Here is a 21937-nt window from a genome sequence, read left to right on the forward strand (position 1 = left end):
TCCCTGCCGTTTCTTGATTGTTGGATGCTGCGCTATCGAGGGCGCCAAGACAACCGTTGAGTGACGTGCGTATCCGTGGCCGTACACTCCAATGTCGTCCCGGCGAAGGCCGGGACCCATACTCCTCAGAAGAAGTTATCGCGCGAGACGACAACGACCAATCTTCGCCAAATCGCGTTCGGTGGTTATGGGTCCCGGCCTTCGCCGGGACGACGGCTTACGCCGACCACGGCTCCGCTTCGGCCGCGCTCTTCGCCTTGGCGGAGACCGGGCTCTCGCCGATCACGTCGGCGAGCGCGCGCAAGGCTTCCTTGACGCCATCGCCGGTAACGCCCGAAAGCAGCAGTGGCGTCTTCTTGGCGGCGCGCTTGAGCCGGTCCTTCTGCTTCTTCAGTTCATCCGGCTCGACCGCGTCGATCTTGTTCAGCGCAACGATCTCGACCTTGTCGGTGAGCTGCCCGCCATAGGCTTCGAGCTCCTTGCGCACGGTCTTGTAGGCCTTGCCGGCATGCTCGCTGGTCGCATCGACGAGATGCAGCAGCACGCGGCAGCGCTCGACATGGGCGAGGAAACGGTCGCCGAGACCCACGCCTTCATGCGCGCCCTCGATGAGGCCCGGGATATCCGCCAGCACGAATTCGCGGCCGTCGGCATTCACGACGCCGAGCTGCGGATGCAGCGTGGTGAAGGGATAGTCGGCGATCTTCGGCCGCGCCGCGCTGACCTTGGACAGGAAGGTCGACTTGCCGGCGTTGGGGAGCCCAACGAGGCCGGCATCGGCGATCAGCTTCAGCTTGAGCCAGATCCAGCGCTCCTCGCCGGTCTGGCCGGGATTGGCGTTGCGCGGTGCGCGGTTGGTCGAGGTCTTGAAATGCGCGTTGCCGAAGCCGCCATTGCCGCCCTCGGCGAGAACGAACTTTTCGCCGACATTGGTGAAGTCGTGGATCAGCGTCTCGCGGTCTTCGTCGAAAATCTGGGTGCCGACGGGGACCTTCAGCACGATGTTCTTGCCGTTGGCGCCATGGCGGTCCGAGCCCGAGCCGTTCTCGCCCTTCTGGGCCTTGAAGTGCTGCTGGTAGCGGTAGTCGATCAGCGTGTTGAGGCCATCGGCGACCTCGATCACGACATTGCCGCCGCGGCCGCCATTGCCGCCGGAGGGACCGCCGAACTCAATGAACTTCTCGCGGCGGAACGCCACGCAGCCGTTCCCGCCGTCACCGGAGCGGATATAGACCTTTGCTTCGTCGAGGAATTTCATGGGCCATAGGTAGGCCAGCCGGTCCCGCGCGGCAACCCGGACTTATCCCTGAATCGGCGGAAAATTCGCGATTCCAGGCCCTTGCTTAACTGGCTGGTCTTCGCCGGATCAGGAATTTCTGCATCCCCGCCAGCACCAGCTCCTTGCGCTGGTTGAACACGGTGCTCCGAAGCGTCACTGCACCGGTCGTGCGTCCCGGCAGGAGCTCGGTGACCTCGAGCGCCGGATAGATCGTGTCGTCGGCGAACACCGGCTTGAGGAACCGGCTCGACTGCTCGAGGAAGCCGACCAGGGAGTCCTCGACCATGAACGGAAACAGGCCGGCGCCAGGCGCGGTGTGGATCAGCGTCTGGAAACCGTGTGCGAGCAGATGCGGCATGCCGCGGGCGCGGCAATATTCCACATCATAGTGCACCGGATGGGTGTCGCCGCTCGCGGTCTGGAACGCCGTGAACACCGCCGAGGTCTGGGTACGGCTCGGCAGCACGAAGCGTTCGCCGACGGCAAAATCCTCAAACCAGCGTTGCTGGGGGATCATGCGATGCTGCGCCGGGTCGAAGTCGGTCATGACCAAAACTCTTTCGTCAGTGCTGTGCCTATCGCTACCGCGATGCGAAGAGTGCGACAATCCGTTCAATTCATCTTGCGTGGGCTTGTCGCGGCCGCCAGCGTCATTAAAACGGCGCTCGATGCCCTTCTTCAAGAATCTCTCTGCCTATGACGACCGCTCGGCGCGGCTGGCCGGCATCGCGCTGATGCTGCTGTCGATCTTCATGTTCTCGTTCGGCGACGCCATGGGCAAGTTCCTGGTCGGCACCTATTCGGTCGGACAGCTCCTGCTGTTGCGCGGTTGCGCCGCGCTGCTGCTGCTGTCGCCGCTGATCTGGAAGCAGCGCCACCAGTTCCTGCACATGGAGCGGCCGCGATTGCAGCTGCTTCGTGTCACGCTGTCGACGCTGGAGGTGGCGGCCTTTTTCATTGCGACCGTCTATCTGCCGCTCGCCGACGTCGTCACCTATTATCTCGCTGGTCCCATCTTCGTCACCGCGATGTCGGCGATCTTCCTGCGCGAGAAAGTCGGCTGGCGGCGCTGGACCGCGATCCTGATCGGCTTCTGCGGCGTGCTGATTGCGCTGCGGCCGTCGGCGCAGATGGTGAGCCCGCCGGCGCTGATCGCGCTCGGCGGCAGCCTGTCGTTTGCAACGCTGATGCTGATCACGCGCAGCCTGCGCAAGACCCCCGATATCGTGATGGCGTCCTCGCAATTCGTCGGCACGTTCCTGCTGGGTGCGGTGATGTCGGCGTTTCACTGGGTGCCGCCGACGCCGGGCAGTCTCCTCATCTTCGCGCTGGCGGGGGCCATCTCGGTGACGGCGCTGTTCTGCGTCAACCGGTCCTTGAAACTCGCACCGGCGAGCGTGGTCGTGCCCTACCAATATTCGATGATCGTCTGGGCGGTGATCTTCGGCTTCGTCGTGTTCGGCGACGTGCCGCAGCTCGCAACCATCGTCGGCGCCGCGATCATCATCGGCGCCGGATTCTACATCTATTTGCGTGAGCGCGATTTGGGGCGCGGCAACGCGGATGTGAATCCGCCGGCGTAACCACAATGTCGTCCCGGCGGAGGCCGGGACCCATACCCCAGGGAGCAGTTTTGCGAAGACTCGGAGTGGGAATCTTCGCGTCACGAACAGTCGTGGTTATGGGTCCCGGCCTCCGCCGGGACGACTCGCGGTGAGAGCTGGGCCTACCTCATCCGTCGCGCGCTGCTCCAGCTCTTCAGCGACGCCCAGACGCCGCGCGAGAGACGGAAGCAGTCCACCGGCGTCGAGGAGCCCAGCGCCAGGAAGCGGTGCAGCTCGACGCCGCTCCACTGGAAGCCGCACTTCTCCAGGATCTTGCGCGAGGCCGGGTTGGTGACGCGCGCACCGGCTGAGAGGTGATCGCCGTCGAATTCCTCGAAGAAGAAGTCGATCGCGCCGCGCGCGGCTTCCGTGGCAAAGCCGCGGCCCCAATGCTCGACGCCGAGCCAGTAGCCGAGCTCGGCATTGTCGGGCGTGGAGCAATCGATGCCGACCATGCCGATCGGCGCGTTGTCGTGCTCGATCAGGAACACGGTCTCGCTGCCGAGCTCGGAGGTGGCGCGGATGAATTCAACCGCGTCGTCGTGCGAATAGGGATGCGGCAGGCGGCGGGTGTTTTCCGCGATGCGGCGGTCGTTGGCGAGGCGGGCGATGGTCTTGACGTCGGCGAGTGTCGGTCGGCGCAAGGTCAGCCGCTCGGTGGCGACGACGCTCGGTCTCGCCTCCCGCAAGGTCACGCTCGAAAAGTCCTGCAACATGTCCGGCTCCGTCAGAAGTCACTAAGTGAAAAGCGAGCAAGTCATAAAGTGAGCAGTTCAAACGAAAGGGGAGGCCGGTTTCCCGCCTCCCCTGGAGCCTAAGTGTGGACTCCGCCGGTTTGGTCAGGACCCGGCGGACTCCAAATTTGATCCACCGTCTATTCAGCAGCCTCTGCGAGCGGGAGTACCGCTACGAAGGTGCGACCGTTGGCTTTGGCCTGGAATTCAACACGACCCTCGATCTTGGCGAACAACGTATGGTCGGTGCCCATGCCGACATTAAGGCCGGGATGCCAGGTGGTGCCGCGCTGACGCGCAATGATGTTGCCGGGAATCACGTGCTCCCCGCCGAACACCTTGACGCCAAGGCGCTTGCCCTTTGAATCGCGCCCGTTGCGCGATGAACCGCCTGCTTTTTTGTGAGCCATGGCTCGTCTCCGAAATCCTGCGTATCTCTAGTTCAATTCCTTGACGGAATCATTTCACAATTTCTCACGCATCAATTCGTGAATTGGCGTGATCAAATTATGCGGCGGCGGCTTCTTCCTCGGCAGTGTCCTTGGCGACCTTCGCCTTCTTCGGACGCGGCCCCTTGGTCGGCTTGGCGTTGTCCGCCAGGATCTCGCTGATGCGCAGCACCGTGATCTCGTCGCGGTAGCCACGCTTGCGGCGCGAATTCTTGCGGCGGCGCTTCTTGAACGCGATGACCTTCGGACCGCGCTTGTGGTCGAGGATCTCGACCGCAACGGACGCGCCTGCGACCGTCGGAACGCCCAGCACCGGCGTGTCACCGCCGAGCACCAGCACCTCGTTCAACTGCACGATCGAGCCGACTTCGCCTTCGATCTTGCCAACTTCCAGAACATCATCCGGCACGACGCGGTATTGCTTGCCGCCGGTTTTGATGACTGCGAACATCGTTTTTTTCCTTCGTGTTCAATCCCGGCCTCGCGACAAGATGTCCGGGCCGGCTTTTTGTCAGTCGTTACGGGTTTATGCGAGCTTTGTGCGGGCGGGAGATATCCCTTTGAAAACCCACGCAAAAACAAGCGGCGCGAGAAACGCCCCGCGCCGGTTGCGGGACTTATAGCCGCGATCCCTGAAGAGTCAAGGAAAAGCGGGCGAAAAGGCCCGGATTGGAAGGATTTGGGCCGCTCGCCGGTCCGGAATCGAATCTCGGCCCGCGCTGCAACCAACGGGTTCCCGCGCCGTTGTCCTCGCGAATTGGCATTCGGGCAAGGGCTTTCCATGGCAACGGACGAGCTGGTCAAGACGACGACGGGCATCGCCCATCACGGCGCCGCGCGGCTGCCGTCGGTGGACGTCGACAGCTTCAACATCGAGATCAAGGACGAGGACGGCTTTCTCGGCGACCGCGCCAGCAAGGGCGCGTTCCGCAAGATTTTTGACCGCTGGCGCAAGCCGCTGCACAAATCGGGCAAGGATCCCTTTGGCGACGAACCGTCGGAGAAGATCAGCAAAAAAGTCCTGGACGACATCCTGGTCGGCGACGACACCGAGGCCTCGGCCGTGGTGCACAGCGCCATCGAGGATTTTGCCCAGGAGCTCGCCTATGTCACGCGGCGTTTCCTCAAGACCAAGGCCTGGGCCAGGACCGAACGCATCGTGGTCGGCGGCGGATTCCGCGATTCGCGGTTGGGCGAGCTCGCGATCGCGCGCACCGAGATCATCCTCAAGGCCGAGGATTTCAAGATCGACATGCAGCCGATCCGCCATCATCCGGACGAGGCGGGCCTGATCGGCGCGCTGCATCTGGCGCCATCCTGGATCTTCGAGGCGCATGACAGCATCCTCGCCGTCGATATCGGCGGCACCAATATTCGCTGCGGCGTGGTGGAAACCTGCTGGAAGAAGGCGAACGATCTGTCGAAGGCGCAGGTCGCGAAATCCGAGCTGTGGCGTCACGCCGACGACGAGCCGACCCGGGAAGGCGCGGTCAAGCGCCTGATCAAGATGCTGAAGACGCTGATCACGGAGGCCGAGACCGAAGGCTTCAAGCTCGCGCCCTTCATCGGCATCGCCTGTCCCGGCGTGATCAACGAGGACGGCGGAATCGAAAAGGGCGCGCAGAACCTGCCGGGCAATTGGGAGAGCAGCAAGTTCAACCTGCCGGCGAGCCTGCTCGAAGGCATTCCAGAGATCGGCGAGCACGATACCGCCATCCTGATGCACAATGACGGCGTGGTTCAGGGCCTCTCCGAAATCCCGTTCATGCAGGATGTCGACCGCTGGGGCGTGCTCACCATCGGCACCGGCCTCGGCAATGCGCGTTTCACCAACCGCCACAAGGAGAATGGGAACGGCAAGGACCGGGATTCTGCGGACGGAAAGAAGAAAGCCAAGGAAAACAACAAGGACGATGGTAAAGGCGCCAAGGAGTAACCTTGACTGGTTAGGTTAAGGACCGGATTGCGTTGCGGCGCACCGGCCACCCGCTAGGGTCGAAGCGTCGCCTCACGCCGGCCGGCGAAGCCGCCCTTCCCGGCCAGCATTTCGATGAGCGGCACGGGACCGCCAGTGTTTACCGCGTCTGGCGGTCCCACCCGTTTTTCTTGCTTCGCCTCTCCCGCTTGCGGGAGAGGCCGACGCGCCCCGGGGCGATGCAAAGCATCGTCCCGCGCGCGGCGGGTGAGGGCTCTTTCCTCCAGGGGATTGTCCTGTTGCGGTGCACCCCCAAGAAACACCCTAAACAACAATCCGGAACTCCGTTCGCTCGCCTCAGACCCGGCTCCAGCCCGAAACCCGCAAAACAACCCCCCGATTTTCCCCTTTCGCGCCTTGTCTGGCCCGCCATCCTCGCCTATTAACGCCCCCAACCACAGGGGCCCTGCTCCTAACTTGGCGCCTTCAGGAGAGGTGGCAGAGTGGTTGAATGCACCGCACTCGAAATGCGGCATAGGTGCAAGCCTATCGGGGGTTCGAATCCCTCCCTCTCCGCCATATCCCCATGACTACGCCTCGAATACATGGCCAGTGTTTCCGTCCCGGTGATCGCCGGTTCGATGCGTTGCAGATGCGCGCCCACTAGGTCTCCGCCAGCCTCGCGGCGCGCGTTGGATTGGCTTAGGCAATTATGACGTACTCGGATTCCGCGTGCCAACCTTGATAAAGGGGCCAAAATGGCCAAAAGTCGTGTGATTCGGGTGGGGCACAACTTGCAAAGCATATCGGCCAAAGACGCTAAGTATGGCTTTGGGCGGCTTATCGATTTGGCGCGTGCTGAGCCCGTGACGGTCGAGAAGCACGGGCGGCCGGTCGTGGTTGTGATGGCCGTTGAAGAATACGCGAAGCTACGAGAGAGCGCGAACGTGGCTGCTTCACCGAAGCGTCGCGCTAAGCGGTCTGGGAAATCCGGGGGATCAGTCAAGGAATGAGCAACGGTGATCTGAACTGGATCGCGAACTTCATCTGGGGCATCGCCGATGATGCGCTGCGTGATCTCTATGTGCGCGGCAAATACCGCGATGTGATCCTACCGATGATGGTGCTGCGCCGTCTCGACGCGGTGCTAGAGCCGACCAAGGCCGCAGTGCTGTCGATGAAGGGCAACCTCGACAAGGCTGGTGTCACCAATCAGGATGCTGCGCTGCGCCAGGCAGCGGAGCAGGCCTTCTACAACACGTCGCCATTCAATCTGCGCGATCTGCGCAATCGTGCCTCGCAGGCGCAGTTGAAGGCCGATTTCGAGGCCTTCCTCGACGGTTTCTCGCCGAATGTGCAGGTAATCCTCGATAATTTCGAATTCCGAAATCAGCTGCCGAAACTGTCAAAGGCCGACGTGCTGGGCGTCCTGATCGAGAAATTCCTCGACAGCTCGATCAATCTCGGCCCGAAGCCGGTGCTGAACGGTGACGGCTCGGAGAAGCATCCCGGGCTCGACAACCATGCGATGGGCACGGTGTTCGAGGAGTTGGTTCGCCGCTTCAACGAAGCCAACAACGAAGAGGCGGGCGAGCATTGGACGCCGCGCGACGCCGTCAAGCTGATGGCGAAGCTGATCTTCGTGCCGATCGCGGACCAGATCCAGTCCGGCACCTATCTGCTGTATGACGGTGCCTGCGGCACCGGCGGCATGCTGACCGTCGGCGAAGAGACGCTGAAGGAGCTTGCCGCGCAGCACGGCAAGCAGGTCTCCACCCATCTGTTCGGGCAGGAGATCAACGGCGAGACTTATGCCATCGCGAAGGCCGATCTGCTGCTCAAGGGCGAGGGTGAAGAGGCCGACAACATGGTCGGCGGCCCGGAATGGTCGACGCTCGCGAACGACGCTTTCCCGTCCCGGGAATTCGACTTCATGTTGTCGAATCCGCCTTACGGCAAGAGCTGGAAGAGCGATCAGGAGCGCATGGGCGGCAAAGCCGGCCTGCGCGATCCGCGCTTCGTGATCGAACATGCCGCTGACCCGGAATACAGCCTCGTCACCCGTTCAAGCGACGGGCAGATGATGTTCCTAGCGAACATGCTGTCTAAGATGAAGCACGATACCCCATCGGGATCGCGCATCGCCGAGGTGCACAACGGCTCGTCGCTGTTCACCGGCGATGCGGGTTCAGGCGAAAGCAATGTTCGGCGCTGGGTGATCGAGAGCGACTGGCTGGAGGCCATCGTCGCCCTGCCGTTGAACATGTTCTACAACACCGGCATCGCCACCTACGTCTGGGTGCTGTCGAACCGCAAGCCCGGCCATCGGCGCGGCAAGGTGCAACTGATCGACGCGACTCAATGGTTCAAGCCGTTGCGCAAGAACCTCGGCAAGAAGAATTGTGAACTGACCGATCCCGATATCGAGCGCATTCTCGACACCTTCATGGCGTTCGACGAGGGCGAGCAATCCCGAATCTTCGACAATGCCGAGTTTGGCTATTCCAAGGTGACGGTCGAGCGGCCCCTGCGGGCCGCGGGCATTGACGCGACGCGGGCCTATACGCCGAAGGAGATCAAGGCGCTGAAGGAAGAGGGGCGCATTGCCGAGGACGGCGCGCCGGTGATCCGTAAGATTCACAAGGCGGACAAGGTCGAAGCCGACCCGCTGCATGGATTGTTCCCGCTCATCATCGATAGCAAGAGCTGCGTGGTCGAATACGAGCCGGACAGCGACCTGCGCGACACGGAGACGGTGCCGTTGCAGGAGCCCGGCGGGATCGAGGCGTTCATTCGCCGCAAGGTGCTGCCGCATGCACCCGACGCCTGGGTCGACGAGAGCAAAACCACGATCGGCTACGAGATCAGCTTCACACGCTACTTCTACAAGCCGCAGCCGCTGCGCCCGCTGGAGGCGATCCGCGCCGATATCCTCGCGCTGGAGCGCGAGACCGAGGGCCTGATGGCCGACATCATCGGGGCCGCCCGATGATCGACGGACTTCGCTCCTATCCGGAGATGAAACCGAGCGGCTTGGCTTGGCTTGACGACGTACCCGCGCATTGGGACGTACGGCGAATCAAGACACTTTTGAGCGAGGTCGATAACCGGACAAGGACCGGAACGGAACGGCTCTTGTCGCTGAGGATGCGGCAGGGGCTCGTCGATCACATTGACGCGGGCGGCAAGTTGATCCCGCCGGAGTCGCTCGTGAACTTCAAGATTGTTGAGCCCGGACAGGTGGTCATGAATCGCATGCGGGCCGCGGCTGGCTTGTTCGGTGTCGCCAGTGTTCGCGGCCTAGTGAGTCCAGACTATGCCGTGTTCGAGCCCAAGCCCGAGGCATTCAATCCGTACCTTCTTCAGGCGTTCCGATTGCCTTCTCTGTCAGCGGTATTCCGAGCGGAGTCGAAGGGACTCGGTACTGGCGAGTCTGGTTTTCTGCGCCTTTATACTGATCGTTTTGGACCAATCCCCGTTCCCTATCCGCCGCTCGACGAGCAGCGCTTGATCGTAAGGTTTCTGGATCGCCATGGTGCGCAGACGGCGAAGCTGATCCGCGCCAAGAAGAAGATTATCGCGCTGCTGAACGAGCAGAAGCAGGCGATCATCCACCGCGCAGTCACGCGCGGCCTCGATCCGAACGTCAAGCTCAAGCCTTCAGGCGTCTCCTGGCTTGGCGATGTGCCGGAGGGGTGGGACGTTGCGGCACTGCGTCATCGCTACGACCAATGTTTAGGCAAAATGCTTGATACCAAGAGGATCACCGGCGCTTATCTGGTCCCCTACCTTCGAAATACTGATGTTCAATGGGAGGGGATCAACGTCATCAATTTGCCCTTGATGGACGTGCCGCCGGATGAGTACGCGCGTTATTGTGTTCGACTTGGCGATCTCCTTGTCTGTGAAGGCGGAGAGATTGGTCGCGCTGCAATTTGGTCCAACGCGCTCGAATTGTGTGCCTTCCAGAAGGCACTTCATCGGCTTCGTCCCCGGAATCTGAAGCGGGACAATCCGCAATTCTTGCTACTTCAACTTCGGCTAGCCGTAGCACTCGGCGCGTTTGTCGATGGCCATGAGAGCACAATTGCGCATCTCACCGGCGAGAAGCTTCGAGCGCACAGGTTCGTGTTTCCATCGTTGGTGGAACAGCAAAGAATTATCTCTCATATCGAGACGCAGAGTCTTGAAATCAACGCCGCCGCAGATCGAGTTGAACGGGAAATCGCCCTCATCCAAGAATTCCGAACGCGCCTGATTGCCGATGTCGTCACCGGCAAGCTCGATGTCCGAGCTGCTGCTGCTAGCCTGCCCGAGGTCGCCGAGCTTGAGGCCACCGACGATCTTGCCGAAGGAGATGATCTCGACGAAGTCATTGACGATGCCGAGAGCGAGGAGGTCGCCGCCTGACCATGCCCGTTCCGGCCCAGCCCAAGATCTACCATATCGTCCATGTCGATCGATTGGCTTCAATCGTCGCTGATGGCTTTTTGTGGTCGGACGGGGTGATGGTTCAGCGTCAGGGCGCCGGTACGACGATCGGTATGAGCAGGATCAAGGCGCGCCGCCTCAATGAACTTAGCCTGAGCTGCTATCCCGATCTGCGTGTTGGACACTGTGCGCCGTTCTATTTTTGTCCCAGATCGGTTATGTTGTACCTGATCGCTTGTCGCAATGCCGAGTTGGCCTACCAAGGTGGCCAGGAGCCTATTGTCCATCTTCAAGCCGATCTTCACGCGACGATTGCTTGGGCCAAGGAGAATGGTCAACGTTGGGCATTCACGCTTTCGAACGCGGGAGCTTACTATTTCGAGGATCGGTCGGATGCGGCAAGTCTGGGCGAGATCAATTGGGATGCCGTCCAAGCTCGCCAATGGGCGGGGAGCCGCAAAGAGGGCAAGCAAGCGGAGTTCCTGATCGAGCGCGCATTTCCGTGGCATCTCGTGGAGCAGATCGGGGTGTATTCGCAGGCATATGTTCAACCGGTGTCGAATGCCATGCTGGGCTCGGCGCACCGTCCGCTGATCGAGATCAAAAGAGACTGGTACTACTAGGAACGAGACATGATCGAATTCAGGACCGGAGACATCTTGAGGGCGGACGTAGAGGCGCTCGTCAACACGGTCAACTGTGTCGGCACCATGGGCCGTGGCGTCGCGCTGCAGTTCAAGAACAACTTTCCGGCGAATTTCAAAGCCTATGAGGTCGCCTGCGCGCGTGATGAAGTGCAGCCGGGGAGGATGTTCGTGTTCGAGACCGGGCAGCTGAGTCCGAAGTTCATCATCAACTTTCCGACCAAGCGGCACTGGAAGGGCAAGAGCCGGATGGAGGACATTGAATCTGGCCTCAAGGCCCTTGTGGAACAGATTCGCAATCGCCGGATACGCTCGATCGCGATCCCGCCGCTGGGTAGCGGCCTCGGCGGCCTGAACTGGGCCGACGTGCGTCCCCGAATCGTCGCGGCATTGGACAAGCTCGACGATCTCGACGTGATCGTCTATGAGCCCAACAGCGCGCCGGTGACCACCAGGTCGCGTGAGGTACCGAAGATGACGGCGGGCCGAGCTGCACTTGTTGGGTTGATGCACCGCTACCTCGGCGGGTTGATGGATCCATTCGTGACATTGATCGAAGTGCAGAAGCTCATGTACTTCATGCAGGAGGCGGGGGAGCCCCTTCGGCTCACCTACATCAAGCATCATTACGGCCCCTATGCCGACAATCTGCGTCATGTGCTAACGAAGATAGAGGGACACCTCGTCTCCGGCTATCACGATGGCGGAGACGCGCCCGACAAGCAGCTTGAGCTGGTTCCCGGCGCTGTGAAGGAGGCCGAAGCGTTCTTGAGCGATGATGGCAGCACCAAGTCTCGCTTCGATCGTGTGGGCGCGCTAGTCGAAGGTTTCGAAACGCCGTTTGGATTGGAACTGCTTGCTACAGTCCATTGGGTCGTGAAACACGAGAGCGCGACCAGCGCCGAGGATGCCACGGCGAAGGTCCATGCCTGGAACGATCGCAAGAAGCACTTCTCACCGCGCCAGATCGGCATTGCCTATGACACCCTTCGCGCGAAGGGATGGCTGTCGGCGGCATGACCACGGACACCTCGGAGAAGGGCCTGGAAGCCCTCATTGTCGCCGACATGACCGGTCGAAAGGCATCGGCCGGCGGCGGGTTCTCTGAGGACCCGGATCCCTTCGCCGGCCTGCACAATTGGCTGCTAGGTGATCCTAAGGCCTATGATCGCGCATGGACCATCGATCTCGCGCAATTGCGCGCCTTCATCGCTGCGACGCAGCCGCCCTTAGTCGCCGCGTTCGATCTCGACCATGACAGCCCTGTCAGGCAGAAATTCCTCGCCCGGCTTCAAGGCGAGATCGGCAAGCGTGGCGTCATCGACGTGCTGCGCCATGGTGTGAAGCACGGCGCGCATGATGTCGAGCTTTTCTACGGCACGCCGTCACTGGGCAATCCCAAGGCGGCTGAACGCTTTGCGCTGAACCGGTTCTCGGTCACCCGCCAGCTCCGCTATAGCCGCGACGACACCGCCCATGCGCTCGATCTGGCGCTGTTCATCAATGGCATGCCGATCGCAACGTTCGAGCTCAAGAACAGCCTGACGAAGCAGACGGTTCAAGACGCCGTCGAGCAATACAAGCGCGACCGCGATCCGCGCGAGAAGCTCTTCGAGTTCGGCCGCTGCATCGTGCATCTCGCGGTGGACGATGCGCAGGTCATGTTCTGCACCCAGCTCAAGGGCAAGGCATCATGGTTCCTGCCCTTCAACAAGGGCTGGAACGATGGCGCTGGCAATCCGCCGAATCCGGCCGGGATCAAGACCGACTATCTCTGGAAGGAGATCCTGACTCCGCTCGGCCTCACGGACATTGTCGAGAACTACGCCCAGATCGTCGAGCGTAAGGACCCCAAGACCAATCGGACCAAGCGAGATCAGCTGTTCCCTCGATTCCATCAGTTGGATGTGGTTCGCAAGCTGCTGGCCGACGCCAGGGCGAAGGGTGCAGGGCGGCGCGTGCTGATCCAGCACTCGGCTGGCTCCGGCAAATCGAACTCGATCGCGTGGCTGGCGCATCAACTGGTGCGGCTCGCGACGTCTGCCGGCCAGGTCTTCGATTCCGTAATCGTCGTCACCGATCGCCGCATCCTCGATCAGCAGATCCGCGATACCATCAAACAATTCGCGCAGGTCGGCGCGACTGTTGGGCATGCCGAGCATTCCGGCGACCTTCGCCGCTTTATTGCCGATGGCAAGAAGATCATCATCACCACGGTTCAGAAATTCCCGTTCATCCTCGAGGACATCGGTTCGCAGCACAAAGATCGTCGCTTCGCGATCATCATTGATGAAGCGCATTCAAGTCAGGGCGGCCGGGCCGCCGCCGCCTTGAACGCGGCTCTGACCGGCGCCGAAGACGGCGATGAGGACGAGAGCGTCGAAGACAAGATCATCGCGATCATGGAGAGCCGCAAGATGCTCCCGAACGCGAGCTATTTCGCGTTCACTGCGACGCCCAAGAACAAGACGCTAGAGATCTTCGGCGAGCCCTATCCGGAAGGCGACGTCGTCAAGCATCGTCCGTTCCACCGCTATACCATGAAGCAGGCGATCCAGGAGGGGTTCATCCTCGATGTGCTTCGCTACTACACGCCCGTCAACAGCTACTATCGCCTGGTGAAGACGGTAGAGGCCGATCCGGAGTTCGACACCAAGCGCGCGACCAAGAAGCTCCGTCGTTACGTAGAGAGCAACGATCACGCCATCCGTCTCAAGGCCGAGATCATGGTCGATCACTTCCATGAACAGGTGCTTGCACTGAACAAGATCGGCGGTCAGGCACGGGCGATGGTGGTGACCTCGGGCATCGATCGCGCGATCCAGTACTATCAGGCGGTGAGTGCCTATCTGATCGAACGCAAGAGCCCCTATCGTGCGATCGTTGCTTTCTCCGGTGAGCATGAATTCAAAGGCGCCAAGGTCACTGAAGCCAGCCTTAACGGCTTCCCATCGAAGGATATCGCCGACCGGATCGAAACCGATCCCTATCGTTTCCTGATCTGTGCCGACAAGTTCCAGACCGGCTATGACCAGCCGCTGTTGCATACGATGTATGTCGACAAGACGCTGTCGGGCATCAAGGCGGTTCAGACGCTGTCACGCCTCAACCGCGCGCATCCGCAGAAGCACGATGCGTTCGTGCTCGACTTCATGAACGAGACCGAGACGATCCGCAAAGCGTTCGATACGTTCTATCGGACAACGATCCTGAGCGACGAGACCGATCCGAACCGGCTGCATGATCTTAAGGCCGCCCTTGACGAGCATCAGGTCTATAGGCCCGCCCAGATCGAGCAACTCGTCCGGCTGTATCTCGCGGGCGCGGGTCGCGACCAGCTCGACCCCATCCTGGATGTCTGCGTTGCCACCTATGTGAGCGACCTCGACGAAGACGGACAGGTCGATTTCAAGGGGAAGGCCAAGGCGTTCACCCGGACCTACGCTTTCATTTCCTCCATTCTACCCTACACCAGCGCGGACTGGGAGAAGCTGTCGATCTTCTTGAATTTTCTGGTGCCAAAGTTGCCGGCGCCACGCGAAGAAGACCTGTCGAAGGGGATTCTCGAAGCCATCGACATGGACAGCTATCGGGTCGAGAAACAGGCGGCGCAGCGCGTGCAGCTCTCCGATCAGGACGCGGAGATCGATCCGGTGCCGACCGATGGCGGCGGACACAGAGCGGAGCCCGAGCTTGATCGCCTGTCGAACATCATCCGCAGCTTCAACGACCTGTTTGGGAACATCACATGGGCGGACACGGACCGAATTCGCCATCTGATTGCTACCGTGATACCCGACAAGGTGGCCGCAAATCCGGCCTATCAAAATGCGCAGAAAAATTCAGACAAGCAGAACGCTCGCATCGAGCATGACAAGGCGCTGGCAAGTGTTATCATCGGATTGATGAAGGATGACACCGAGCTATTCAAACAATTCAGCGACAATCCCGAATTCAAGCGCTGGCTCACTGATACGGTTTTTTCGGCGACTTACGATAGACCGACGCCTTCGTCGTCGTGAATGATCGGCGCGTCGTAGCATCGCTCGCGAGGCCTTCATGCGGAAATGCGAAGTCGCCGTGCTGGGTCTGGGGCTCATGGGCGGAGCAGCGCTGGGCGCATTGCTGGATGCCGGCGTCGATGCGCTCGGCTTCGACCCTGTCGCAGCAGGTTCGGATCGAGGCTCGTCACATGGTTCATGTCGCATTTTCCGTCGCTTCAATTTCGAAAACCCCAACTACACCAGCCTGAGCGACGAGGCTCATGCCGGCTGGATCCGGCTGCAGGCCGAAAGCGGTCAAACGGTTCTGACGGAAACCCCTATTCTGGAGGCCGGCCGCCCCGGCTCCGCCATGGTGGCGTCCTCGCGCGCGGCCGCGATCGCGAAAGGGCGTCCGGATCCGGTGTTGACCGCGTCTGTCGCGAACAAGGAATTTCCGGCTTTCAACCTGCCCGACGACTGGGACGTCGTCGTCCAGGACGGTGGCGCGATCCTGCACACCGAACTCGTCATGAAACTGATGCGCTCTCGCGCCGGGAATCGCATGATTCCGGAACGCGCGAGCTTCACGCAGCACCACGACGGCGTGTCGATCCGCACGGCCACCGAAGAGTTCTTCGCCGAGCGCGCGATTTTGGCGCTAGGCCCATGGCTCGGTCGCGCCCTCCCGCAACTCACCGCGCTGCTTAACGTGACCCGACAGGCGGTCGGCTGGTTCAAGCCTGATAGCCCCGACACTGTGGCGCTCGGTCGCTTCCCGATCTTCATTCTGGAGCGAGGTCCGAACGACGTGGTCTACGGCTTTCCGGACTTCGAACAACGCGGCGTCAAAGCTGCGCCTCACAACCACGGGCCCGTGGTCGGCCCCGACGACTGGGGTCCGCAGGCCACTGATGCCGAACTCCGCTCCGTCGGCGAAGCGTTGGCCGCGCTCGTGCCGGGCGCGGCCGGGCCCATCATCGATCGAGACGTCTGCCTCTACGCCAACACCGCGCCCGCCGACCGCCTGCCCGATGCGGGCGAGGAATTCATCATCGATCGCTGGCCGGAGTCCCGCCTGATCGTCTGCTCCGCGTGTTCAGGCCATGGTGCGAAGTTCGCGCCCGCCATCGGGCAAAGGCTTGCTCGCCTCGCCACCGATCCGTCCTACCAAGCAGAACCCTTCTTTCAGCTGTCCCGATATTCTCAATTCGCCTGAGCGGATGCTGGGATGTTACGGTGACAGCGCACAAACGCCACCGTCCGGCGGCAAACGTCGTCAAGGACCCGGGCCAGAAACCCCCGCCTGTCGATCCTCCTGCCACGATGCCATCATGCACCTGTTTTGCCCGACGGAACAAGCGAAATTTCTGGAATTCCGCAGTTGCTCCGTAAGTCTTTGTTCTGACAGAGGTCGGCTACTGTGCATGGGGTTGTTTTCGACATTTCTGTTCGTCTGGCCCAGAAGCCGCCCTCACGCGGTCGCCGGCTGCCCATCCTAAAGCGGCTATACTGCCCTCGTCTGAGACCCGCCCGAGGACTCTCCCGATGACCGCCAAAATCGATCTCCTCACGCTCCAGCTCTTCGTCGCCATCGTCGAGGAGCAGAGCATCGCCAAGGCGGCGGAGAAGAAGAACATCGCCGCGTCCGCGGTCAGCCGCCGCATCTCGGACATCGAGGACCTGTTCCAGGTCGAGCTGCTGCATCGCCATTCCAAGGGGATCGAGCCGACGCCTGCCGGCTTCGCCCTGCTCGAGCACGCGCGCATCATCCTCGGAAATCTCAGCAAGCTCGAAACCGAGCTGACGGGATACAAGCAGGGCAAGCGCGGGCTGATCCGGGTCTGCGCCAACAAGTCCGCGATCCTCGAAGCTCTCGCCGACGAGCTCAGCCTGTTCCTGGAACGGCATCCGTTGGTCCACATCGACATTGAGGAGGATCTCAGCCCCGCGATCGTGCGCGCCGTGATGGAGAACCGGGCCGACATCGGCATCTTCGGCGGCAACATCGACGGACAGGATCTGGAGCTGCTGCCCTATCGCAGCGACAGCCTGGTCGCGCTGGTCACGCGCGACCATCCGCTGGCGGGCCGCGACAGCGTTCGCTTCCGCGAGCTGGTCGATTTCGACTTCGTCAGCCTCGAGAAGGGCAGCTCGATCGAGACGTTGTGCGTCAGGGCGGCTGCGGCGCTCGGGCAGCATCTCAAGGTGCGAATCCGCGTCAGCAGTTTCGATGCCCTGTTCCGCGTCATCGACGCCAAGATGGGGGTCGGCGTCGTTCCGCTCGAGATCGTTCGCGACCGCTACGGCATCGACAGCCTCGTCACCGTCCCGCTCGATGAGTCCTGGGCGCGACGCGAGCTGGTCATGGGCGTGCGCGATTACAACTCGCTGCCGCCGGTCACGAAATTGCTGGTGGATCATTTGCGGGTCCATGATGATGCGCGTCTCGCTTCGAGCAATGTCTCCGACCGGCTGACGGTCGTCCGCAGCAGGGGCTGACATCGCCGTCGCGGACGGCCTGCCATCGCCGGTCGCGATGGCTCCCTGCCCAACCGTCACTGCACATTTCCGCGACGGGCTTCTATCCTCCTTCCCAACATCGCTGCCGGTCGGCATGATCGGCAGCCATACGGCGCATCAGATGCCGGACATGGGAGGGCTAATCGTGGACACGCGTGGTCGCACGCTGCTGGCCAAAATCTGGGACCAGCATGTCATCGCGAAGGTCAGCGATGACACCGATCTGCTTCACGTGGATCGCCATTTGCTGCACGATCTCGGCGGCTCCCGCGGTCTGCTTGACCTCAAGAGCCGCAACATTCCCGTCCACAATCCCGAGCTGACCTTCGCCACGCCGGATCATGCGATTTCGACCGCGTCCGGACGTGCCGGCACGATCCAGACCGGGTGGGAGCTGCTGGCGGCGCTGCGGACCGAGACATCGGCAAGCAACATCCGGCTGTTCGACATCGACCAGCCGGGGCAGGGCATCGTCCATGTCATCGGGCCGGAGCTCGGTCTCAGCCTGCCCGGCTGCCTGATCGTCTGCGGCGACAGCCATACCTGCACCCATGGCGGGCTCGGCGCGCTCGCCTTCGGCATCGGCTCCAGCGAGCTCGCGCATGTGCTGGCGACCCAGACGATCATCCAGCGCCGGCCCAAGACCATGCGCGTGACGTTCGACGGCCGGATGCCGTTCGGTGTGACGGCGAAGGATCTCATCCTCGCTTTGATCGGTCATGTCGGCGCCGCCGGCGGCACCGGTTACGCCGTCGAATATGCCGGCAGCGCGATCCGGACCATGCCGATCGAAGGGCGGCTCACTATCTGCAATCTGTCGGTCGAGCTCGGCGCCAAGATGGGGCTGATCGCGCCGGATGACACGACGTTCGATTATGTCCGCGGCCGTCCCTATGCGCCGCAAGGCGCGATGTGGGAGCGGGCCGTCGCGGCGTGGCGGACGCTTCAGAGCGACAGCGACGCCGTGTTCGATCGCGAAGTGTCGATCGATGTCGGAACCATCATCCCGCAAATCACCTGGGGCACCAGTCCGGAGCATGTCCTCGGTGTCGATGGCCGCGTCCCGGATCCCCGAGATATCGCCGATCCGGCGCGTCGCGGCGCGATCGAGATCGCGCTCGACTATATGGGCCTCAAGCCGGGCGCGCCGATTGCCGGCACGCCGGTGGATTGGGTCTTCATCGGCTCCTGCACCAACAGCCGCCTCAGCGATCTCAGAGCTGCGGCCGAAGTCGCGCGCGGCCGCAAGGTTGCGCCGGGCGTGCGCGCCTGGGTCGTGCCAGGTTCGGAAACCGTCAAGCGCGATGCGGTGGCCGAAGGGCTCGACAGGATCTTCATCGACGCGGGCTTTGAATGGCGTGAGCCCGGATGCTCGATGTGTCTCGCCGCAAACGGCGAGACCGTGCCGCCCGGCCAGCGCTCGGTGTCGACGTCGAACCGGAATTTCATCGGCCGGCAAGGGCCGCGGGCCCGCACTCATCTGGCAAGCCCGGCAATGGCCGTGGCGGCGGCGGTGTCCGGCGCCATCGCCGATGTTCGAACGATGGAGCGCTAGATGGCGCAAGCCTTCACCAAGCTGACTGCGACGGCCGCACCGATCATGCGCACGAATATCGATACCGATGTCATCATCAGCATCAACCGCATGATCGGAAATTCCGTGCGCGGCAATCTCGGAAAATGGGCGTTCGGCTCGCTCCGCTATCTGCCGGACGGCTCGGAAAATCCCGAGTTCGTCCTCAATCGCGAGCCTTATCGCGCCGCGGAAATCCTGGTCACGGGTCCGAATTTCGGCTGCGGCTCGTCGCGCGAGGCGGCGGTGTGGTCGCTCCAGGAAATGGGCATCCGCGCCATCATCGGATCCGGCTTCGGCGACATCTTCTTCGCCAACTGCTTCCAGAACGGCATTTTGCCGGTGGTGCTGGATAAGGCGACGATCGATGGCCTCGCAGCCGAGATCGAAGCGAGCCAGGGCGCAGGACGTCTCACGGTCGATCTCGAGGAGCAGACGGTCACCTCGCCATCGGGCGTACGGCACGTCTTCGAGATCGATCCGCGCCGGCGTGCGGGTTTGCTGGAAGGCCTCGACGAGATTTCGCTGACGTTGCGGCGCGACCACGAGATCCGTGCATTCCAGGCCTCCGACCGCGACGCACGGCCGTGGATTCACTTTGCAGGACAGTCAGCATGAACACGCTCTCGAACACGATCAAGGTTGCCGTGGTCGGTGGTGAAGGCATCGGTCCGGAGGTGACCGACCAGTCCCATCGCATTCTCAAATGGTTCTCGGACCGCCGCGGCGCGCCGGTGGCTCTGCGCGAGGCGCAATACGGTCTCATCCCCTATCTCGCGACGGGCAAGGTGTTGCCCGATGACACCGTCGAGGCAATGGAGGAGGCCGACGCAATCCTCTGGGGTGCGACGGGCGGCCCGGAAACCACGGAAGTGCCTCCGGCGGCGCGCAAGGCGGGAAGCCTGCTGTCGCTGCGCAGCAAGTACGACCTTTATGCCAATCTCCGGCCCATCGTCGCCAACCCGGCGCTGGCGGATTCCGCGCCGCTCAAGGCTTCGGTGCTGAAAGACGTCGACTTCATCATCATCCGCGAGCTCACCAGCGGCATCTATTTCGGCGAGCCACGCGGCATCGAGACGCTGCCCGACGGCCAGCGCCGCGGCTTCAACACCCAGCAATACACAACGAGCCAGATTCGCCGCGTCGCGCGAACCGCATTCGAGCTGGCGCGGACACGCAAGGGCCGGGTCTGCTCTGTCGACAAGGCCAATGTGCTGGAAACCAGCGTGCTGTGGCGCGAGGAGGTCATCGCGCTGCATCAAGCGGAATTCTCCGATATTGAGCTGTCGCATCTCTATGTCGACAACGCTGCGATGCAGATCGTGCGGGCGCCGTCGCAATTCGATGTCATGGTGACCTGCAATATCTTCGGCGACATTCTCTCCGATTGTGCCGCGATGGCATCGGGCTCGCTCGGCATGCTGCCGTCGGTCTCGCTCGGGCCGCCGGACCGGCTGGGTCGCCGCAAGGCGCTCTATGAACCCGTTCACGGCAGTGCACCTGACATTGCAGGCAAGGGCATTGCCAATCCGCTCGGCTCGATCCTCAGCGTCGCAATGATGTTGCGCATTACCCTCAATCGGCCCGATGATGCAACGCTGTTGGAGAAGGCCGTGGACACGGCCCTTGCCGCCGGCGCAAGAACGGCCGACATCGCCGAACCCGGCGCAAGAAAAATCTCAACCCAGGAAATGGGCGATGCCGTGCTGAACGCGCTCGACAAGGTGGCCGGCAAGGAGAGGGAGCACGCGTGATGAGAACTCGGATCACCAGACGGTCCGCACTGACGATTGTCGCCGGCGTCGGTGCCTCCATGGCAGCAGGGCGGGCATGGGCGGATGCCCCGTCCGGCCGCGTGATCTATCCGGTGGCCATTCCGATCTATCAGTCCCAGTTTGTCGCCGCCCGGGCCGGGTTCTTCAAGGACGCCGGCCTCGACTGCAAGCTGATCCAGGGTGGCAGCGGCGTGAAGACGCGCGAGATCATCGCGTCGTCCCAGGGCGATATCGGCATCGGCGATATCACCCACCCGATGCAGCTCAGCAATCATGGCCGCAGCGCGCGCGTCCTGATGCCGGTCGATACCCGCAGCAACGCGGCGATCTTCATCATCCGCAAGGACCTGCTGGATCAGGGCATCACCACGCTGGATGCCTTCGCGAACTGGAAACGGCCTGACGGACGAAAGCCAATCCTTGCGGTGTCGTCGCTGGGAGGCACCAACCACGTCTGGGCCTCCTACTACATGGAAACCATGGGGCTGGACGACAAGGTGACCTGGATCGGCACCGGCAATGTCGACACCATGATGGGCTCGTTGAAAACCAAGCAGGTCGACGTTCTCATCAACTCGCCGTCGATCCTGAAGGACTCGATCGAGCAGGGCTGGGGCGCGCTGCTCTTCGATGGAACGGACGAGGCGGTCTGGGCGAAGTATATCGGTGGCAAGGTCCCGGTGACGTCTCATTTCACCTTGCAGTCGACCATCGACAAGGACCCGCCGAAGATGCAGGCGTTCGTTACCGCGCTGTGGCGCGCCACCCAATGGATCAAGGGTCACACTCCCGAACAGATCTACGATGCGATCGAGCCTTATGTCGGGAGCACGTCGCGCGACGCGAACATTCTCGATATCGGGATCATGAAGAAGGTCACCGATTACGATGGCATCATCGATGCGGCCAGCTTCGCGCGCGGTCAGAAGGTCTGGTTCCGCGAGATGACCGGCATCAAGCCGCTCGCCATGGCCGACGTCGTCAATACCAGCTTCATCGAAGCGGCTCGCAAGGCCTATCCGGCTTGAGC

General features: G+C 62.0%; 19 protein-coding genes and 1 tRNA gene. 15 read left to right on the forward strand and 5 right to left on the reverse strand.

Translation table 11 applies throughout. From position 1 onward, the window contains the following. Positions 1–217: 217 nt before the first annotated feature. Both obgE and IC761_RS02085 read right to left on the reverse strand, forming a co-directional pair. Positions 218–1258 (reverse strand): GTPase ObgE, encoded by a 1041-nt coding sequence (gene obgE, locus IC761_RS02080; RefSeq protein ID WP_195801664.1) that lies wholly within the window; start codon positions 1256–1258, stop codon positions 218–220. An 85-nt stretch (positions 1259–1343) separates the two neighbouring features. Next, the gene (locus tag IC761_RS02085; protein WP_195801665.1) at positions 1344–1826 is read right to left on the reverse strand and encodes a MaoC family dehydratase; all 483 of its coding nucleotides are present in this window, start codon (positions 1824–1826) and stop codon (positions 1344–1346) included. Between the two features lie 121 nt (positions 1827–1947). Here IC761_RS02085 and IC761_RS02090 point away from each other — a divergent pair, with 121 nt between their 5' ends. Further along, the gene (locus tag IC761_RS02090; protein ID WP_195801666.1) at positions 1948–2862 is read left to right on the forward strand and encodes a DMT family transporter; all 915 of its coding nucleotides are present in this window, start codon (positions 1948–1950) and stop codon (positions 2860–2862) included. A 143-nt stretch (positions 2863–3005) separates the two neighbouring features. Here the strand turns inward: IC761_RS02090 and IC761_RS02095 are convergent, their stop codons facing one another. The 3 genes from IC761_RS02095 to rplU all read right to left on the reverse strand — a co-directional run bounded on the left by IC761_RS02095 (position 3006) and on the right by rplU (position 4517). Further along, positions 3006–3599 (reverse strand): GNAT family N-acetyltransferase, encoded by a 594-nt coding sequence (locus IC761_RS02095; RefSeq protein WP_195801667.1) that lies wholly within the window; start codon positions 3597–3599, stop codon positions 3006–3008. Between the two features lie 158 nt (positions 3600–3757). Next, positions 3758–4027: a 50S ribosomal protein L27 gene (rpmA, locus tag IC761_RS02100; RefSeq protein ID WP_128962840.1), complete on the reverse strand. Its 270-nt coding sequence runs from the start codon at positions 4025–4027 to the stop codon at positions 3758–3760. A gap of 97 nt (positions 4028–4124) precedes the next feature. After that, positions 4125–4517: a 50S ribosomal protein L21 gene (rplU, locus tag IC761_RS02105; protein WP_195801668.1), complete on the reverse strand. Its 393-nt coding sequence runs from the start codon at positions 4515–4517 to the stop codon at positions 4125–4127. A gap of 330 nt (positions 4518–4847) precedes the next feature. Between rplU and IC761_RS02110 the strand changes: the two genes are divergently transcribed. From IC761_RS02110 to IC761_RS02175, 14 genes are all read left to right on the forward strand, one after another. Beyond that, positions 4848–6002: an ROK family protein gene (locus IC761_RS02110; protein ID WP_195804519.1), complete on the forward strand. Its 1155-nt coding sequence runs from the start codon at positions 4848–4850 to the stop codon at positions 6000–6002. A gap of 468 nt (positions 6003–6470) precedes the next feature. Beyond that, positions 6471–6560 (forward strand) — tRNA-Ser (locus IC761_RS02115). 179 nt (positions 6561–6739) lie between these two features. After that, positions 6740–6994, forward strand: a complete 255-nt coding sequence (locus IC761_RS02120) for a type II toxin-antitoxin system Phd/YefM family antitoxin (RefSeq protein WP_246791425.1) — start codon at positions 6740–6742, stop codon at positions 6992–6994. Beyond that, complete coding sequence (locus IC761_RS02125) at positions 6991–8973, forward strand: type I restriction-modification system subunit M (RefSeq protein WP_195801669.1); 1983 nt, start codon at positions 6991–6993, stop codon at positions 8971–8973. The genes IC761_RS02120 and IC761_RS02125 overlap by 4 nt, the downstream gene beginning before the upstream one ends. Next, positions 8970–10391 carry a restriction endonuclease subunit S gene (locus IC761_RS02130; protein WP_195801670.1) on the forward strand — a complete coding sequence of 474 codons (1422 nt, stop codon included), beginning with the start codon at positions 8970–8972 and terminating at the stop codon, positions 10389–10391. Before IC761_RS02125 ends, IC761_RS02130 begins: the two co-directional genes overlap by 4 nt. A 2-nt stretch (positions 10392–10393) precedes the next feature. Beyond that, on the forward strand, positions 10394–11035 hold the full coding sequence (gene darT, locus IC761_RS02135) for a type II toxin-antitoxin system toxin DNA ADP-ribosyl transferase DarT (RefSeq protein ID WP_195801671.1): 642 nt from the start codon (positions 10394–10396) through the stop codon (positions 11033–11035). A gap of 9 nt (positions 11036–11044) precedes the next feature. Continuing rightward, positions 11045–12076, forward strand: coding sequence for a type II toxin-antitoxin system antitoxin DNA ADP-ribosyl glycohydrolase DarG (darG, locus tag IC761_RS02140; RefSeq protein ID WP_195801672.1), 1032 nt, complete (start codon positions 11045–11047; stop codon positions 12074–12076). Beyond that, positions 12073–15078 carry a type I restriction endonuclease subunit R gene (locus IC761_RS02145; RefSeq protein WP_195801673.1) on the forward strand — a complete coding sequence of 1002 codons (3006 nt, stop codon included), beginning with the start codon at positions 12073–12075 and terminating at the stop codon, positions 15076–15078. The genes darG and IC761_RS02145 overlap by 4 nt, the downstream gene beginning before the upstream one ends. Positions 15079–15115: 37 nt before the next feature. Beyond that, complete coding sequence (locus IC761_RS02150; RefSeq protein ID WP_195801674.1) at positions 15116–16255, forward strand: FAD-dependent oxidoreductase; 1140 nt, start codon at positions 15116–15118, stop codon at positions 16253–16255. Between the two features lie 329 nt (positions 16256–16584). Next, positions 16585–17538, forward strand: a complete 954-nt coding sequence (locus IC761_RS02155) for a LysR family transcriptional regulator (protein WP_195801675.1) — start codon at positions 16585–16587, stop codon at positions 17536–17538. A gap of 151 nt (positions 17539–17689) precedes the next feature. Continuing rightward, on the forward strand, positions 17690–19114 hold the full coding sequence (leuC, locus tag IC761_RS02160) for a 3-isopropylmalate dehydratase large subunit (RefSeq protein WP_210338510.1): 1425 nt from the start codon (positions 17690–17692) through the stop codon (positions 19112–19114). Next, complete coding sequence (gene leuD, locus IC761_RS02165; protein ID WP_195801677.1) at positions 19115–19750, forward strand: 3-isopropylmalate dehydratase small subunit; 636 nt, start codon at positions 19115–19117, stop codon at positions 19748–19750. After that, positions 19747–20886, forward strand: coding sequence for a 3-isopropylmalate dehydrogenase (leuB, locus tag IC761_RS02170; RefSeq protein ID WP_195801678.1), 1140 nt, complete (start codon positions 19747–19749; stop codon positions 20884–20886). Before leuD ends, leuB begins: the two co-directional genes overlap by 4 nt. Further along, positions 20886–21935 carry an ABC transporter substrate-binding protein gene (locus tag IC761_RS02175; protein WP_195801679.1) on the forward strand — a complete coding sequence of 350 codons (1050 nt, stop codon included), beginning with the start codon at positions 20886–20888 and terminating at the stop codon, positions 21933–21935. The genes leuB and IC761_RS02175 overlap by 1 nt, the downstream gene beginning before the upstream one ends. Positions 21936–21937 lie beyond the last annotated feature (2 nt).

It is taken from the genome of Bradyrhizobium commune (assembly GCF_015624505.1).
Classification (GTDB): Bacteria; Pseudomonadota; Alphaproteobacteria; order Rhizobiales; family Xanthobacteraceae; genus Bradyrhizobium; species Bradyrhizobium commune.

Bases quoted from the DNA above. Each gene is read 5' to 3' on its own strand.
- obgE (WP_195801664.1), bottom strand. From the start codon at position 1,258: ATGAAATTCCTCGACGAAGCAAAGGTCTATATCCGCTCCGGTGACGGC.
- IC761_RS02085 (WP_195801665.1), bottom strand. From the start codon at position 1,826: ATGACCGACTTCGACCCGGCGCAGCATCGCATGATCCCCCAGCAACGC.
- IC761_RS02090 (WP_195801666.1), top strand. From the start codon at position 1,948: ATGCCCTTCTTCAAGAATCTCTCTGCCTATGACGACCGCTCGGCGCGG.
- IC761_RS02095 (WP_195801667.1), bottom strand. From the start codon at position 3,599: ATGTTGCAGGACTTTTCGAGCGTGACCTTGCGGGAGGCGAGACCGAGC.
- rpmA (WP_128962840.1), bottom strand. From the start codon at position 4,027: ATGGCTCACAAAAAAGCAGGCGGTTCATCGCGCAACGGGCGCGATTCA.
- rplU (WP_195801668.1), bottom strand. From the start codon at position 4,517: ATGTTCGCAGTCATCAAAACCGGCGGCAAGCAATACCGCGTCGTGCCG.
- IC761_RS02110 (WP_195804519.1), top strand. From the start codon at position 4,848: ATGGCAACGGACGAGCTGGTCAAGACGACGACGGGCATCGCCCATCAC.
- IC761_RS02120 (WP_246791425.1), top strand. From the start codon at position 6,740: ATGGCCAAAAGTCGTGTGATTCGGGTGGGGCACAACTTGCAAAGCATA.
- IC761_RS02125 (WP_195801669.1), top strand. From the start codon at position 6,991: ATGAGCAACGGTGATCTGAACTGGATCGCGAACTTCATCTGGGGCATC.
- IC761_RS02130 (WP_195801670.1), top strand. From the start codon at position 8,970: ATGATCGACGGACTTCGCTCCTATCCGGAGATGAAACCGAGCGGCTTG.
- darT (WP_195801671.1), top strand. From the start codon at position 10,394: ATGCCCGTTCCGGCCCAGCCCAAGATCTACCATATCGTCCATGTCGAT.
- darG (WP_195801672.1), top strand. From the start codon at position 11,045: ATGATCGAATTCAGGACCGGAGACATCTTGAGGGCGGACGTAGAGGCG.
- IC761_RS02145 (WP_195801673.1), top strand. From the start codon at position 12,073: ATGACCACGGACACCTCGGAGAAGGGCCTGGAAGCCCTCATTGTCGCC.
- IC761_RS02150 (WP_195801674.1), top strand. From the start codon at position 15,116: ATGCGGAAATGCGAAGTCGCCGTGCTGGGTCTGGGGCTCATGGGCGGA.
- IC761_RS02155 (WP_195801675.1), top strand. From the start codon at position 16,585: ATGACCGCCAAAATCGATCTCCTCACGCTCCAGCTCTTCGTCGCCATC.
- leuC (WP_210338510.1), top strand. From the start codon at position 17,690: ATGGGAGGGCTAATCGTGGACACGCGTGGTCGCACGCTGCTGGCCAAA.
- leuD (WP_195801677.1), top strand. From the start codon at position 19,115: ATGGCGCAAGCCTTCACCAAGCTGACTGCGACGGCCGCACCGATCATG.
- leuB (WP_195801678.1), top strand. From the start codon at position 19,747: ATGAACACGCTCTCGAACACGATCAAGGTTGCCGTGGTCGGTGGTGAA.
- IC761_RS02175 (WP_195801679.1), top strand. From the start codon at position 20,886: ATGAGAACTCGGATCACCAGACGGTCCGCACTGACGATTGTCGCCGGC.